Source organism: Methylobacterium sp. Leaf469 (genome assembly GCF_001424745.1).
GTDB lineage: Bacteria > Pseudomonadota > Alphaproteobacteria > Rhizobiales > Beijerinckiaceae > Methylobacterium.
Genome location: NZ_LMRE01000004.1, coordinates 151,620 through 166,106, shown reverse-complemented (window position 1 = coordinate 166,106; position 14,487 = coordinate 151,620). Strand labels below are relative to the sequence as shown.

The 14,487-nt window shown below is 65.5% G+C and carries 13 protein-coding genes, 1 tRNA gene and 3 pseudogenes; 13 read left to right on the top strand and 4 right to left on the bottom strand.

The window, feature by feature from the left end:
- From ASG60_RS23350 to ASG60_RS22515, 4 genes and pseudogenes are all read left to right on the top strand, one after another.
- Positions 1-92: pseudogene (locus tag ASG60_RS23350) on the top strand (IS5/IS1182 family transposase); the annotation flags it as partial.
- 8 nt (positions 93-100) lie between these two features.
- A pseudogene (locus ASG60_RS23010) lies at positions 101-292 on the top strand (transcriptional regulator); the annotation flags it as partial.
- Between the two features lie 664 nt (positions 293-956).
- Complete coding sequence (locus ASG60_RS22520; RefSeq protein ID WP_156398803.1) at positions 957-1,919, top strand: hypothetical protein; 963 nt, start codon at positions 957-959, stop codon at positions 1,917-1,919.
- Complete coding sequence (locus ASG60_RS22515) at positions 1,906-2,337, top strand: hypothetical protein (RefSeq protein ID WP_156398802.1); 432 nt, start codon at positions 1,906-1,908, stop codon at positions 2,335-2,337. Before ASG60_RS22520 ends, ASG60_RS22515 begins: the two co-directional genes overlap by 14 nt.
- Before the next feature lie 1,004 nt (positions 2,338-3,341).
- Here the strand turns inward: ASG60_RS22515 and ASG60_RS05750 are convergent.
- The 3 genes from ASG60_RS05750 to ASG60_RS05740 form a co-directional block, all read right to left on the bottom strand.
- Positions 3,342-5,111 (bottom strand): site-specific integrase, encoded by a 1,770-nt coding sequence (locus tag ASG60_RS05750; RefSeq protein ID WP_056384460.1) that lies wholly within the window; start codon positions 5,109-5,111, stop codon positions 3,342-3,344.
- Positions 5,112-5,228: 117 nt separating this feature from the next.
- Positions 5,229-5,302 (bottom strand) — tRNA-Gln (locus ASG60_RS05745).
- Positions 5,303-5,452: 150 nt separating this feature from the next.
- Positions 5,453-5,770: a hypothetical protein gene (locus ASG60_RS05740; RefSeq protein WP_056171202.1), complete on the bottom strand. Its 318-nt coding sequence runs from the start codon at positions 5,768-5,770 to the stop codon at positions 5,453-5,455.
- 164 nt (positions 5,771-5,934) lie between these two features.
- On the opposite strand from ASG60_RS05740, the gene ASG60_RS05735 reads away from it, so the two are divergent.
- The 3 genes from ASG60_RS05735 to ASG60_RS05725 all read left to right on the top strand — a co-directional run bounded on the left by ASG60_RS05735 (position 5,935) and on the right by ASG60_RS05725 (position 8,582).
- A complete protein-coding gene (locus ASG60_RS05735) occupies positions 5,935-7,368 on the top strand; it encodes a protein adenylyltransferase SelO (protein ID WP_082531624.1) in 1,434 nt (477 codons plus the stop codon).
- A 77-nt stretch (positions 7,369-7,445) separates the two neighbouring features.
- Complete coding sequence (locus ASG60_RS05730) at positions 7,446-8,021, top strand: hypothetical protein (protein WP_156398801.1); 576 nt, start codon at positions 7,446-7,448, stop codon at positions 8,019-8,021.
- A 120-nt stretch (positions 8,022-8,141) separates the two neighbouring features.
- Positions 8,142-8,582 (top strand): hypothetical protein, encoded by a 441-nt coding sequence (locus ASG60_RS05725; RefSeq protein ID WP_200918793.1) that lies wholly within the window; start codon positions 8,142-8,144, stop codon positions 8,580-8,582.
- A gap of 29 nt (positions 8,583-8,611) precedes the next feature.
- On the opposite strand, the pseudogene puuE reads toward ASG60_RS05725, so the two are convergent.
- Positions 8,612-9,490 (bottom strand): annotated as a pseudogene (gene puuE, locus ASG60_RS05720) (allantoinase PuuE); the annotation flags it as partial.
- A gap of 230 nt (positions 9,491-9,720) precedes the next feature.
- Here puuE and ASG60_RS05715 point away from each other — a divergent pair.
- From ASG60_RS05715 to ureG, 6 genes are read left to right on the top strand one after another with little or no spacing between them, the layout of a single operon-like run.
- On the top strand, positions 9,721-10,341 hold the full coding sequence (locus ASG60_RS05715) for an urease subunit gamma (RefSeq protein WP_056304787.1): 621 nt from the start codon (positions 9,721-9,723) through the stop codon (positions 10,339-10,341).
- Between the two features lie 2 nt (positions 10,342-10,343).
- Positions 10,344-12,071 (top strand): urease subunit alpha, encoded by a 1,728-nt coding sequence (gene ureC, locus ASG60_RS05710; protein WP_056171196.1) that lies wholly within the window; start codon positions 10,344-10,346, stop codon positions 12,069-12,071.
- Between the two features lie 32 nt (positions 12,072-12,103).
- Positions 12,104-12,601, top strand: a complete 498-nt coding sequence (locus ASG60_RS05705; RefSeq protein ID WP_056384458.1) for a DUF29 domain-containing protein — start codon at positions 12,104-12,106, stop codon at positions 12,599-12,601.
- Between the two features lie 49 nt (positions 12,602-12,650).
- Complete coding sequence (locus ASG60_RS05700; RefSeq protein WP_056384457.1) at positions 12,651-13,145, top strand: urease accessory protein UreE; 495 nt, start codon at positions 12,651-12,653, stop codon at positions 13,143-13,145.
- Positions 13,138-13,812: an urease accessory protein UreF gene (locus ASG60_RS05695; RefSeq protein ID WP_056171189.1), complete on the top strand. Its 675-nt coding sequence runs from the start codon at positions 13,138-13,140 to the stop codon at positions 13,810-13,812. Before ASG60_RS05700 ends, ASG60_RS05695 begins: the two co-directional genes overlap by 8 nt.
- Positions 13,813-13,823: 11 nt before the next feature.
- Positions 13,824-14,453, top strand: a complete 630-nt coding sequence (gene ureG / locus ASG60_RS05690) for an urease accessory protein UreG (RefSeq protein ID WP_056265404.1) — start codon at positions 13,824-13,826, stop codon at positions 14,451-14,453.
- Positions 14,454-14,487: the final 34 nt, after the last annotated feature.

The following is a 14,487-nucleotide window of genomic DNA, read 5'->3' as shown; positions in this document are numbered from 1 at the left end:
GGCGCGCCATCGCCACCCGCTACGAGAAGACTGCCGTCAGCTTCATGGGCGTCCTCTCCCTCGCAGCCGCCCTCGATTGGCTCAAGCGATGACACGCCCGTGGCGGGAGAACGACGTCCATTCACACGGAGATGGGATCAAGCGGCTACGCCACCCAACCCTTGGATTGATCGACTTGGAGTATTCCGCCTTTGCGGTGGATGGCCGGCCCGACCTCGGAATGATCGTTTACAACCCAATTACCCAGGAAGTTCGGAACCAGATCCGCACGCTAGTAGGGTCATCTCCTTAAGGGGCCAAGTTCGAACGCCCCCGTGGATGCACATGGGCGTCGGTTTCGGGTGGACTTGCGACGGTCTGCTTTCAGATGTGGAACTCCCAAAAAAGACATCAGACGTTCGGCATGATCTGGCCGGAAGCAGCACCTCCGCTCTAGGAAAGACCGACCCGATAAGGGGACGCGCAATTTTCGGCCCGACTCTGTCGCAACGATTCGCGCTACCACCTCCCGAAAGCGGGCCCAACCTTAAGCCCTTATGATGACAGATTTTGACAGACTTTAAAAAAAAGTTCGCTTCCGCAATGCTGCTAGTTCCGCTAGTGTGATCAAACAGGCGCATGATCTCAATACAACGCCTACGGCGGACGGTGCGACCTTATTGTTTCACAACATGACGAGTTATTACTTGCGACAGGAGCCATTTTAACGCCAGCGGCGGATTTTTAACGGTAGTGGCCTGATCGCTTGGAGCAATTGAGACGCAATGGCGGACACTTCTTTTTTAACGCATGCGGACACCATTTCTCCTCTTGCCCTGTTCACCTCGGAGCTTTTTAGACCGAGCCAATCGCATAGCGGCTGTGGCGCATGCAGCAGAAGCACATCATGGCCGCTCAGATACGCTTCAAGGGTGAGGACTTCCAAGCTACATCCCTAATCGTGGCGGAGATGGGTCGTGATCCAGGAATGTGAACGCTGCCGCGAACTTTTAAGCGAGCGGATGCCGCGGTTCGATAGCGTCCGAAAGGTCAGGGGTGGGGTGCCCCTCCTTCGTGACCACATTGTCGATCAGGGTGAACTGCTCTTCCCCAGAGCGTTCGAGCTACTTTTCAATCCCCACCAATGGACAGCGGATACGATCCCGAACTTCCCGGTTCTCTCGCACGATCAAACGCGGATGTGCTTCACCTTCCATGTTGTCAATGCGCCCCTACCGTTCGCTGCGGCCTGTGTGCGGATCACATGCGATCAATGCGGACTGAGCCATCGTCCAGTGGTGCTGAACGCTATGTTAATCGTACTGGCAAGCCATCTCACTGCTGCGGGATTAGGAACGGGATTGAACCCAAGGAGACTTTCGGAGTTTTTTCGTGCTCTGCACTCTGACGCAGGGTCCATCAATGAATTCGCGGCTCCCGATAGCGTGCCGAGGGCTGAGATTTTCGCTGGCGCATTATGGCTAGCCTTCCACGAGTTTGGCCATATCGTAGGGAATTCGCTAGTCGGGCCGGAGCAGGTTGAAGGCCCGGAAAGTTCCCGTGTCACGATCGCTGGCGAACTGAACGCCGATCTCGCGGCGTTCCGCGTACTTCATCATCGCACAATCGCTAATAGACCCATGCTAGATAACTTCCCAGTTTTGCTGTGTGGGGTGGAGATAATTCTGAGGACCATCGCCGCCATGTCGGGTTTTGACGGCCGACCACGCCTATTGCGCGAGACGAAATCACAGGTGATCCTCACTCATCCGTCGCCCTGGCAGAGATGGTCTGTAATCCGCGCCTACGCAGCAATCGACTTTAAATTGGGGAGTGGCGACCGTTCTTTTTATTTGAACCACCGGAAGCGACTTCTCGGAAATTTTAATCGTGCAATCAACACAATGAGGTTAGCGGAGCATTTCGATGCAGCAAATTGACACAGGTACTCTCGCCGAAGCGTTGGATATTTTAAAAACTAACCATGGCATTTATACGCTCGCCACAAAGGATGGAGTCGAGGTTGCCGGACTGCTTCTTGGACAAGAACAAGACGTCGACAACGCCATGGACCTTCCTTACTGGCACAGGTTGAAGGCCGAGATCCGTAAGCTGTTATGTACCAACGACAAGCGGTATGCCGAGTTGCGACGAAGAATGACGCAGACTAGGAATGTTGCAGAAAAGGTCGGCGTTCCTGCCATCGCCGCCGCCATGGCGAGCCATGTTGGACTTGAGGTGGCACTAATCACCCCCTTCGTTTCCCTGCTTCTGGTCTTAATCGGACAGATCGGGATCGGCGCATGGTGTGCCGGAGACAGCGATCAGGGCCAGCATCGCTTAACAGTCACTGAGTAGGCATAAATCTCGCCCGCCGGCATTTTAGACGATGTCACATTTTGGTTGATCCGTTGACTTGCCTAACATTTGAAGTCGGATCAGTACGAATGTATGTATTGACTAAGTGGGACCTATATCACAGGCGCTGGACTTAGACACATAGTAGCGAGTGGAGCGGCCCAACCAATGGCCCCTTCTGAGAGACGCACAACAACGCAAGAACGACTGCGTTGGGTCGTGATTCGTCCGTCTGCCCTACGATTTGGTGGGGCGGAAAGCGGCCGCTCTTGTTCGTCACTTTTTCTGGCGTATTGGGATTCAGGGGGAGGTATTCCGGCACGGAACGCTTCCTCCATCTCAATGCATCGGGACCTTTCAGCTTTGCCCACCATCCCGTTATTGGGATGGTTTCTTTTTTCCTGCATTCGAACCTTGGTGAACGCTTGAGGAGGCTGTCTTGCGGAGCAAGGCTTCGCCGAGCTGGCGACGAAGCCCGGCAGATCCAAATGGATCGCGGGATCGAACCCCGGAGCCACGCCGTCGTCAGCCGTCGGATCGGAGGTGCAACCTTATGACAGGCAGGCCGGGGTTGGGCTGTCGACCTTTATGCACCGCTTCCCGCTCATATGAGCGGCCAGCGCAGACGGACCTCGCATCACCCGATCCGTTACGGGCGAGATCGTCTTGGAGGTCAGGGGCAACCCTCTCCTCCATCCTGCGAACCATCGTGCTGAAAACAACGATGATCCGCTTGCTGCCGATGCCCTTCGGCTTGCGACCCGGCTGCCCCCGATATCGCCTGGCTAGCGACGGAGACCGGAGCCCTCATGGAGGCTGGCTATGCACGTCAGACCGTCATCGCATCCTGAGCAGCGGAAAGACTCGCTATGCGGATTGCGACGTTGATCAACGTGCATTGATATGGCGGTCTGCGATCCATTCCCTCATCCGGCTCGCAGGCATTCGGGAGCTATGGGGGGATCGTTTCGCGCCTCGACGGACGGATTTCCACCGTGCTGGTATTACGGCCTGATGAAGAGGCGCGAGATATCAACGCCGATGTCGATCTTGTCGATCGCATCCTTCAACTGTGCCAGGTTCGTACGCTTGGTGTAGCGAGCGGTTTCACCGGGAGTGACGTGACCGGTGAGCCGGTCGACGACGGAGTCCTGAACACCAGCCTCGTGCAGGAAGGTCGTGGCGCTGTGCCGGAAGGAGTGGAAGTCGAGGCCTTCGCGATAAAGGCCAATGTCCTGGCGGTAGCGCGTGAACCACTTCGTATAGGCATGCCCGAGTCGATTGTCGGCCCCACCACCCTTCAGGTCGGGGAACAGCTGCGTGGCCCCACGGGATCGGAGGTCCGTAACCCTGTCGAGAAGCCCCAAGCGGATGAGCGTCTCGTGGATCGGCACGCGCCGCACGGCAGTGTCGTTCTTGAGCATGCGCCCGTCCCTGGCATGAAGGTCGAAGTACCAGATGTCCTTTTCGCGGCGAACATCCTCAAGGCGAAGCTGGCAGATTTCCTCCTGGCGCATGCCGGAGTAGACCGCGATGAGGGGGAGCCAGAACTTCGCGTCGCGGAGGATCACCATGCCGGGAAGGCTTCGGTGCCGTTCGGATTCACAGCCCGTCCAGACCGGAGTGGCAAACAAGCCGTCCAGATCCTCCCGTTCCCACATCCGGCGCTGGTCGGCAGCCTTCCTCTTGCTGGCGCCGTAGCGGAAGCCCGTGAAAATGTTCTCGGAAACTCCGCCCTTCGACTGCGCATCTGTCCAGAGGGTCGAAAGGGCCGAGAAGTGGCGTTTGACCGTCTTAACCGAGATCGGTTCCAATCGCGTTTCAGCTTTCTCACCCGCATAGATTTTGATGATGGCCGCCACATCGAGACCCCGATAGATGGCAGCCTTGCCGTAGTTGCCCGGCAGGCGCTGGATCTGATCCTTGAACAGACTTGCATCCTGTCGAGTATAATCACCGAGACGACGGTCGCCGCAGACATCGACGAACAGACGGAACGTGGCCCGGGCCTGTGAAGCCGACTGATTCTCCCAGGCGCCGGAGCTGACCTGACTATGGAGGAAGCTCGTGCTGGCCTCGGAGAAGACCGGGCCGGATGTAGCTGCTGGAGTGGCTGGAGCGGGCGCGGTGGCGGGATCGGGAGGACCCGACGCCTCCGCGGGGACTGGCTGTCTTGGGAGATCCGGAAGGGTATCGAGCCGCAGCTTCAGGAGACGATCACGGGGCTCGTAGTTGAAGTCCCCGGCATACCGGGCCTGCAGAGCGCTCGCCACATCGATGCCGGCCCGGAGCACCGCTTGCCGAGCCTGCATCCAGTCCTCGGTGGCGAGGGTTGCGGTCGCGATACCCTGACGCCTCAGTATGCCCTCCGTGATCATGCGGACCTCGCCGAAGCGGTTCGCCGCGAGGGCCTTTCGGGCATTGCCCGCGAGATCGGCGTAATAGCTTTCTCGCCCCGCGACGGTCGCGTCGTCGAGCGGCTCGCCGCGCAGACGCATCGCGTTCTCACGCTCAAGGATGATGTCGTAGAAGTCCTGAACGAGACGGGCGAGCTGATCGGTCAACAGCATGGGGCGGGCACGGGCCATACGGAAAAGAGTTTCCGAGGCGACGTATAGCCGACCGGCGTCGAGCTTGGCAGTGTGCTGGTCGGCCGTACCGAGGCTGCGCGTGAGTTCGCGGCGTCCGATCCGCGCGCGAAGGTCGGCGGGCACTGTTCGACGAAAATGCAGGCGGCCGGACCGCCGGATAACATGCGAGATGGTGTGCCCCACTCCGCCCCCTCACCGGATCAGGGATCCGGTTTTGTAGCAGCGGTGTGTGGCACCCGGCCCACCCCGCAGGGTGTTCCGGACGAACCATCAAATTTTACAACGACTTAAGGACGGTATTGGCTGGGGGACGAGGATTCGAACCTCGACTAGAGGAGTCAGAGTCCACTGTTCTACCGTTAAACTATCCCCCAAAAGCCCTGACAAAGCAGGAGCTTAAGACGGTTTGTCTTGTGATCCGATCCGTGCGGTGCACCGATCGGTTCGCGCCCGGTCCGTTCCGGTGGAGGGGCGATAGCATGGAGCCGACGCAGCATGCAAGCGTCAGATTGGCGGCTTTCGCCTCAAGCGATGGCCGGGCCGCCGGTCCGGGCCTCGATCATTCCGAGGGTCCGTAGGATCGCCAGGGCGACGATCTCGGCATCGACCTCGCCCTCCGGGGTCGCCGGCAGGATCGCCACGGTGCTGACCTCGTCGTCGATGAGCAGCCCCGCCACCACCTTGTAGACGTCGCCCTCGGGGGCGCCCTCGTCGTGAACGAGGCAGACGCGGCAGCCCCCGGCCTCGCCGTAGACGCGCTGGGTCAGGACCTCGACGCGGCTCTCGTCCTCGGGCTCGGTGCGGCGGGGTTGGCCGAAGGTCGGTCGGATGATGTTGTCCATGATCCACCCTATACCCGAGCCCGGTCGGTTTGTGAGGAGCCCCCTGCCCCGGGATCGTCCTCCCCCGGGATCGTCCCGCCGGGGATCATCCCGGGCCTGTCGGCGATTGACCTCTCATCCCGCAACGCCCGATCGAACGGGGTTGCCGAACCTCAGGACGTTCGATGCCGATCACCACAGCGCGCCTCGCGCAGCGCCACGCCGAACTCGGCGAGGCGTTCTACGATGTCGTGGCGCCCGCCGCCTTCCCCCAGACGATTCTGCGCTACCGCAACCAACCCTGGGCGGAGCGGATCGGCCTCGGTGACCTGACGGAGGCGGAGTGGATCGCCCATCTCGGCCGGTTCGAGCCCCTGCCCGGCAGTTTCCCGCAGCCCCTCGCCCTGCGGTATCACGGCCACCAGTTCCGCTCGTACAATCCCGATCTCGGCGACGGGCGCGGGTTCCTGTTCGCGCAGGCCTACGATCTCGGCGACGGACGCCTTCTCGATCTCGCCACCAAGGGCAGCGGGCGCACGCCGTGGTCGCGCACGGCCGATGGGCGTCTCACCCTCAAGGGCGGCGTGCGCGAGATCCTCGCCACCGGCATGCTGGAGGCCCTCGGGGTGAACACCTCCAAGACCTTCAGCCTCATCGAGACCGGGGAGGCGTTGGAGCGCGGCGACGAGCCCTCCCCCACACGCTCGGCCGTTCTCGTGCGTCTCAGCCACAGCCACATCCGCATCGGCTCGTTCCAACGCTTCCTGGCCCTCGACGAGCCCGACAACATCCTGAAGCTGATGGATCACACGATCCGCCTCCACATGCCCGAGCTCTGGCGAGAGGAGACGCCGGACCGCACCGTCGCGTTTCTCGAGGCCGTGTGCCGGCGGGTGGCGCGCACGGGCGCGCAGTGGATGGCCGCCGGCTTCGTCCACGGGGTCCTCAACACCGACAACATCAACGTCACCGGCGAGAGCTTCGATTACGGGCCGTGGCGCTTCGCGCCCGTCAACGACCCGGCCTTCACCGCCGCCTATTTCGACGTCCAGGGCCTCTACAGCTTCGGCCGACAGCCGGAGGCCCTGTTCTGGAACGTAAGCCGGCTCGCCGAATGCCTCACGCCCTTCGCGCCGCAGGAAGCGCTCGAAGCCGCCCTCAAGCTGTTCGGCCCGAACCTGCAGGAGGCCTTCGCCGACGCGCTCCTGGCCCGGCTCGGCCTCGCGCGCACCGACGACGCAGCGGTGCACCGGTTCGTCGGTGCATTCTGGGGCTTCCTCGCCCGCAGCGGAGCTCCGTTCGAACGCACGTTCTTCGACTGGTACGGCGGCCTGGCCTCGGAGGCTCGGGCGGCGGCGAGCCCGTCGGCCGCCCTCTACGCCTCGGAGGCGTTCGCGCCGGTCCGGGAGAGCCTGGGGGCGATGCGTCCCCTCGATGCGGGCCGCCTGGCGCATCCGTATTTCGCCGATCCGGAGCCCTGCACGATGCTGATCGAAGAGGTCGAGGGCCTGTGGGCGCCCATCGCCGAGCGCGACGACTGGTCTGCACTTCAGACCAAGCTCGCGGCCATCGACCGGATGGCCGAGGCCTATGGGACGCGTGTCCCTCCCCTCACCTGACGCGCCGGCCCTGTTTCGGACACATGCGGCGGTAGGGTGCCCTGACGGCGCCGACGCGTGACCGCCGGAAAGCGATGATGAGCGAGATCCGAATCCTCGAAGGCGCAGGCCTCGGCTTTTCCGATGCGACGGGACCGGGTGACTACGAGACCGGCCTGCTGCACCTGCCGGGCGGCGCGACGCGGGGCGTCGAGGATCTCGTGGACCTCGTGATCGAGGACGGCGCCGCTTCCCCGCGCCGGGCCGGGATCGCCGTCGGCCTCCGTTCGGCCCTGCACGCGGCGGGGCCCCTGCCCCGTCCCTTCGATCTGGCGGCGTCCTTCGTCGGCCTCGGCCTCGGTGCCCTCGGCGGGACCCTGCACGCCACCATCACCCTGCGGGCGCGCTTCTCCGACGGGGCGAGCGCCAGGATCGCCACCGATCCCGAGACCGCCGCCGCGATGATGCACGACTGGACCGTGGTCCGGCTCGCCCTCATGCGCCGGGAGGCCGGAGCGCGGACGCAGCGCAGACTCGCTCCGCCCGTCGCCCCCCTCGCCTTGCCGGCGCCCGAGCCCGATGCCGCGCCGGCCCTGACGTCGATCTTCCAGTACGAAATGCGCAAGGGCCGCCTTCGGCGTCTGGCCTCCGGCAAGGTCCCTGAACAGACCTGAGGCGCAGGTCGCCGGTGCAGGTCGCCGGTGCAGATCGGCCGCGGAGGCGCGCGAACCCGCCCGTCCTGGCCCTCGTCCGCCACCGCCGGTATGGTCCCGCCCGCACGAGGCCCGAGATCCATGATTCAGAAGACCCATCTGCCTCCCGACGCGACCATCGCCGACGTGGTGGCCGATCTGGAGGATGCCAACGAGTATCTGCGCCGGGTGCTCGGCAATATGCGGTTCTGCCAGAAGCGGCACGGCGACGCCCATCTGCGCATCGGCATCACGGGCAAGCGCGGCCCCGGGAAATGGCTCGCCCCGTCCTACCGCATCGACTACCCGGCCGGCCCGGGCGCGGCCGAGACGGTGATCTACAACGGCTTCGGGGGCCGCTCGCACAGCGCCTTCACGCCGGTCAACGTCCGCGAGACCAACTGGAGCCGTGGACACACCACCATCCAGGAGGTGCAGAAACTCTACGACGGCCTGCACAAGGCCCGGATGGAGCGCGCCGAGCGGAACGGCCCCGGGCCGGACACGGCCCGATCGGTCCCTGCCTCAGACCAATCTGAATAGCCGGGGCATCACGCCGGTGGATGGTGCCGGGCCCAATGTTCGGCGATGTCGATGCGGCGGGTGATCCAGACCCGGTCGTGGGCCGCGACATGGTCGAGGAACCGGGTGAGCGCGGCGATCCGGCCCGGTCGGCCGACGAGGCGGCAATGCAGGCCCACCGACATCATCCTGGGCGCCGTCTCGCCCTCGGCGTAGAGGGCGTCGAAGGTGTCGCACAGGTAGGTCGCGAAGTGGTCGGCGGTGTTGAAGCCCTGCGCGGCCACGCAGCGCATGTCGTTGGCGTCCAGCGTGTAGGGCACCACGAGGCCGTGCCGGTCCGAGGTGCCGATCCAGTAGGGCAGGTCGTCCGCGTAGGAATCCGACAGGTAGGCGAAGCCCGCCTCCAGGCCGAGGTCGAGGGTGTGGATGGACGAGCGTCCCGTGTACCAGCCGCGCGGGCGCTCCCCCGTCACCGCTTCGTGGATGCGGATCGCTTCCGCCATGTGCGCCTTCTCGGCCGCGCGGGTGAAGTCGCGATAGTCGATCCATTTCAGGCCGTGGCAGGCGATCTCCCACTCCGCCTCGCGCATGGCCGCCGCGATGTCGGGCACCCGAGCCAGGGCGTTGGCGACGGCGAACACCGTCACGGGCACGCCGCGCGCCCGCAGGAGCCGCCAGATGCGCCAGAACCCGGCGCGGGAGCCGTACTCGTACAGCGATTCCATGTTCATGTGACGCTGGCCCGGCCAGGGCTGCGCGCCGACGATCTCGGAAAGGAACGCCTCGGAGGCCGCATCCCCGTGCAGGATCGAGTTCTCGGCCCCCTCCTCGTAGTTCAGCACGATCTGAACGGCGATCCGGGCGTCGTTCGGCCAGTGCGGATGGGGCGGCGTGCGGCCGTAGCCGACGAAATCACGGGGATCGGTCACGGCGGCCTTCCTGTGCGGAGCGTCCATCGAGGTATCCATCGACCGTCGCTGTTCGGACGCCGCGCCGCGTCCTGTCAACCGATCCGATGCCTCGGCCTTGCACCCGGGCGCCGGATCCGGGATGCCCTTGCGCCACCGGCGCCGGGATGCATCCATGCGGGGATGACCCACCGCGCACGGTCCTTGCCTGTCCGCGTCCGTGCTTCGACGGCCCAACCCGAGGTTTCCCCGTGCTCCTGACCCCGCGCGAAAAGGACAAGCTCCTCCTCGCCATGGCCGCCCAGGTCGCCCGCAACCGGCTCGCCCGCGGGGTGAAGCTGAACTATCCCGAGGCCGTGGCGCTCATCAGCGACTTCGTGGTCGAGGGGGCCCGCGACGGTCGCTCCGTGGCCGAGCTCATGCAGGCGGGCGGCCACGTGCTCACCGCCGAGCAGTGCATGGACGGCATTCCCGAGATGATCCACGACATACAGGTCGAGGCGACGTTTCCGGACGGCACCAAGCTCGTCACGGTCCACCATCCGATCCGGGGCGCGGCCTCGGTCGAGGTGCCCGGCACCGTGACGACGCAGCCCGGCGAGATCGTCTTCAACGCCGACCTGCCCCGCACCCTCGTCACGGTGTCCAACGTCGGCGACCGGCCGATCCAGGTCGGCTCGCACTACCACTTCTACGAGGTCAATCCGGGCCTGACGTTCGACCGCGAGGCGGCCCGCGGCCAGCGCCTCGACATCGCCCCCGGCACGGCGGTGCGGTTCGAGCCGGGCGCCACGCGGGACGTGGTGCTGGTGCCGCTCGGCGGGACCCGCACCGTGTACGGTTTTCGCGGCGACGTGATGGGAGCGCTCTAGCCATGGCCACCCTGCCCCCCCGCGCCGCCCTGCCCCGGGCCGCCTATGCCGACATGTTCGGCCCAACCACGGGCGATCGCATCCGCCTTGCCGATACCTCCCTCGTCATCGAGGTCGAGCGCGACCACACCACCTACGGCGAGGAGGTGAAGTTCGGCGGCGGCAAGGTGATCCGCGATGGGATGGGGCAATCCCAAGTGACGAACCAGGACGGGGCCGTCGACACCGTCATCACCAACGCCGTGGTTCTCGACCATTGGGGCGTGGTGAAGTGCGATGTCGGCATTGTGAAGGGCCGCATCGTCCGCCTCGGCAAGGCCGGCAACCCCGACATCCAGCCGGGCGTCGACATCGTGGTCGGCCCCGGCACGGAGGTGATCGCGGGTGAAGGAAAGATCCTCACGGCGGGCGGGTTCGACAGCCACATCCACTACATCTGCCCGCAGCAGATCGAGGAGGCGCTCTGCTCCGGCGTCACCACCATGCTGGGCGGCGGCACGGGGCCGGCCCACGGCACCTTCGCCACCACCTGCACGCCCGGACCCTGGCATCTCGCCCGGATGATCGAGGCGGCGGACAGCTTTCCGATGAACCTCGCCTTCGCCGGCAAGGGCAACGCGTCGCGGCCCGAGAGCCTCGTGGAGATGATCCGCGCCGGCGCCTGCGCCCTCAAGCTGCACGAGGATTGGGGCACCACGCCACAGGCCATCGACACCTGCCTGACGGTGGCGGACCTGCACGACGTGCAGGTGATGATCCACTCCGACACGCTCAACGAATCCGGCTTCGTCGAGGACACGATCAAAGCCTTCGCGGGGCGGACCATCCACGCCTTCCACACGGAGGGGGCCGGCGGTGGGCACGCGCCCGACATCATCAAGGTCGCGGGCCTGGCCAACGTGCTGCCCTCCTCCACCAACCCCACGCGCCCGTACACGAAGAACACCATCGACGAGCATCTCGACATGCTGATGGTGTGCCACCACCTCGATCCGGCGATCGCCGAGGACCTCGCCTTCGCCGAGAGCCGCATCCGGCGCGAGACCATCGCGGCCGAGGACATCCTGCACGACATCGGAGCCCTCTCGATGATGTCGTCGGACAGTCAGGCCATGGGCCGGGTCGGCGAGGTCGTGATCCGCACCTGGCAGACGGCGGACAAGATGAAGCGCCAGCGCGGCGCCCTGCCGGGCGACGCCTCGGGCAACGACAACCTGCGCGCCCGACGCTACATCGCGAAATACACCATCAACCCGGCCATCGCGCACGGGGTCTCGGCCCATGTCGGCTCGGTGGAGCCCGGCAAGCTCGCCGATCTGGTCCTCTGGACGCCCGCCTTCTTCGGGGTGAAGCCCGATCTCGTCATCAAGGGCGGCATGATCGCCACCGCTCCCATGGGCGACCCCAACGCCTCGATCCCGACGCCACAGCCCGTGCATTACCGGCCGATGTTCGGCGCCATCGGTCGCTCGCCCTTCGCGACCGCCCTCACCTTCGTCTCGAAAGCCGCCATCGAGGATGGGCTCGCAGAGCGGCTCGGGGTTCAGAAGCGCCTCGTGGCCGTCGAGAACGTGCGCGGCGGCATCTCGAAGAAGAGCATGATCCTCAACGACGCCACGCCCGCCATCGAAGTCGATCCCGAGACCTACGATGTCCGTGCCGACGGCGAATTGCTGGTCTGCGAGCCCGCCGAGGTGCTGCCCATGGCGCAGCGGTACTTCCTGTTTTGAGGTATGATGGCGGCGATGCCAGCGGAGGCCCCATGTCCAAGGCTGCCCTGAGCCCGCCCCCGGGCCGGACTCTTCCCGAGCCAGACCTCTACGACACCGATCTGTACCTTTGGACGCAGGCCCAGGCCGCTCTGCTCCGAACGAGCCGGCGGCAGGACATCGACTGGCACCATCTGGCCGAAGAGATCGAGAGCGTGGGCGGATCGCAGAAATCCGAGATCCGGAACCGGCTGGCGATCCTGCTGCAGCACCTCCTGAGATGGGAGTTCCAGCCGGAGAAGCGCAAGTATGGCTGGCGCGCTTCCATCGTCGAACAGCGTCTCCAGATCGACGGCCTCGTCGACGTCAGCCCGAGCCTGAGATCCTGGCCGGAGACCGTGCTTGCCAAAAGCTATCGCCTCGCCCGCGTTCGGGCCGCCGATGAGACCGGCCTTCCCGAGGCCACGTTTCCGGAGGTTTGTCCCAATTTCATGGCTCAGCTTCTGGACGATGGGTTCTATCCCGGTCCGCTCGCTCCAAAAGTCGTGTGACGACGCCTCCTGCGCCGGGCGGACGCGTCCCCAAACGGGTTCCCTTTCCATGATCCGCGCCACCCATGTCCTGCGCCGCGACGCCCTCGTGGGTGAGATCGTCGACCGCATCGTCCTCGACCACGGCGACCGCCACCGCCGCCGCATGGCCATGCGGGGGGTGGGCGGCGTAGCGTTCCTCCTCGATCTCGCCGAACCGACGGTGCTCGACGACGGCGACGCCCTGGTGCTGCAGGACGGGCGCCTCGTCTGGGTCGAGGCCGCGCCGGAACGCCTGCTGGCGATCCGGGCCGCCGACGACCACGCCCTCAAGCGGCTGATCTGGCATATCGGCAACCGCCATATCCCGGCCGAGATCGCCCCGGATGCGGTCTACATCGCCCACGATCACGTCCTCGCCGAGATGGTGAGGGGCTTAGGGGGCACCGCCGAGGCGGTGGAGCGTCCGTTCCGCCCCGAGGGGGGCGCCTATGCGGGCGAGGCCGCCGGGCACCATCACCACGGCCATCCCCACGATCACGGTCATTCGCACACCCATGATTGACGCCCTGCGCCTGATGGCGTGGCTGTCGCCGGGCTATCCCGTGGGGGCCTATGCCTATTCGCACGGGCTCGAAGCGGTCGTGGACGCCGGAGACGTGTCCGGGGAAGCTTCCCTCGTGGACTGGCTCGCCGACGTGCTCGAACTGGGGTCAGGCCGCAACGACCTCATCCTCGTAGTGCACGCCCATGGCGCGTCTCTGGTGGAAGACTCTGTGGCGTTGGCAGACCTCAACGACCTCGCCCTGGCGCTGGCTCCATCGCGCGAGCTTCACCTGGAGACGAGCCAGCAGGGCCGCAGCTTCCTCGACGCCACCCTGGCGGCTTGGCCGACCCCTGTCCTCATCCGCCTCGCCGAGACCCTGCCCGGCCCGGTGGCTTATCCCGTGGCGGTCGGCGTCGCGGCCGGCGCCCACGGCATGGCCCTGCCCCCGACGCTGGCCGCCTTCGGCCTCGCTTTCCTACAGAACCTCGTCTCGGCGGCCCTGCGCTGCGCGCCGATCGGCCAGAGCGCCGGCACGCGGGTGATCGCGGCCCTGACGCCGCGCGTGGTGGCGCTCGCGGCCACCGTCCCGGACCTCACCCTGGACGACCTCGGCAGCGCCACCCTGGCCCTCGATCTCGGCTCGTTCCGGCACGAAACCCAGTACTCTCGGATTTTCCGTTCGTGAAAGACCCAACGATGACCTCTCCCAACGGCCGCTCTCCCAACGGTCCTTTGCGCGTCGGCATCGGCGGCCCCGTCGGCTCCGGCAAGACCGCCCTGATGGAGCAGCTCTGCAAGCGCTTCCGCGACACCTATGACATCTGCGCCATCACCAATGACATCTACACCAAGGAGGATGCCCGCATCCTCACGGTGGCGGGCGCGTTGCCCGAGGAGCGGATCATGGGGGTCGAGACCGGCGGCTGCCCGCACACGGCGATCCGCGAGGACGCGTCCATCAACCTCGCGGCCGTGGCCGAGATGCGCCGGCGCTTCCCGAAGCTCGACCTGATCCTCATCGAATCGGGTGGCGACAACCTCGCCGCCACCTTCTCGCCGGAGCTCGCCGACCTCACCCTCTACGTCATCGACGTCGCCGGGGGCGAGAAGATCCCGCGCAAGGGCGGCCCCGGCATCACCCGCTCCGATCTCCTCATCGTCAACAAGACCGACCTCGCGCCCCTGGTCGGCGCCGACCTCGGCGTGATGGAGGCCGACACCAAGCGGATGCGGGGGACGCGCCCCTACGTGTTCGCCTCGCTCCGCGACGGCCACGGTGCCGACACCGTCGCCCGGTTCATCGTCGAGGCCGGCGGGCTTGCCTGAGCCTGCGTCGGCTTTGCCTGAGCCTGCGGCGCTC

Bases quoted from the DNA above. Each gene is read 5' to 3' on its own strand.
- ureG (WP_056265404.1), top strand. From the start codon at position 13,824: ATGACCTCTCCCAACGGCCGCTCTCCCAACGGTCCTTTGCGCGTCGGC.
- ASG60_RS05705 (WP_056384458.1), top strand. From the start codon at position 12,104: ATGTCCAAGGCTGCCCTGAGCCCGCCCCCGGGCCGGACTCTTCCCGAG.
- ASG60_RS05740 (WP_056171202.1), bottom strand. From the start codon at position 5,770: ATGGACAACATCATCCGACCGACCTTCGGCCAACCCCGCCGCACCGAG.
- ASG60_RS05695 (WP_056171189.1), top strand. From the start codon at position 13,138: ATGATTGACGCCCTGCGCCTGATGGCGTGGCTGTCGCCGGGCTATCCC.
- ASG60_RS22515 (WP_156398802.1), top strand. From the start codon at position 1,906: ATGCAGCAAATTGACACAGGTACTCTCGCCGAAGCGTTGGATATTTTA.
- ASG60_RS05735 (WP_082531624.1), top strand. From the start codon at position 5,935: ATGCCGATCACCACAGCGCGCCTCGCGCAGCGCCACGCCGAACTCGGC.
- ASG60_RS05730 (WP_156398801.1), top strand. From the start codon at position 7,446: ATGAGCGAGATCCGAATCCTCGAAGGCGCAGGCCTCGGCTTTTCCGAT.
- ureC (WP_056171196.1), top strand. From the start codon at position 10,344: ATGGCCACCCTGCCCCCCCGCGCCGCCCTGCCCCGGGCCGCCTATGCC.
- ASG60_RS05700 (WP_056384457.1), top strand. From the start codon at position 12,651: ATGATCCGCGCCACCCATGTCCTGCGCCGCGACGCCCTCGTGGGTGAG.
- ASG60_RS05725 (WP_200918793.1), top strand. From the start codon at position 8,142: ATGATTCAGAAGACCCATCTGCCTCCCGACGCGACCATCGCCGACGTG.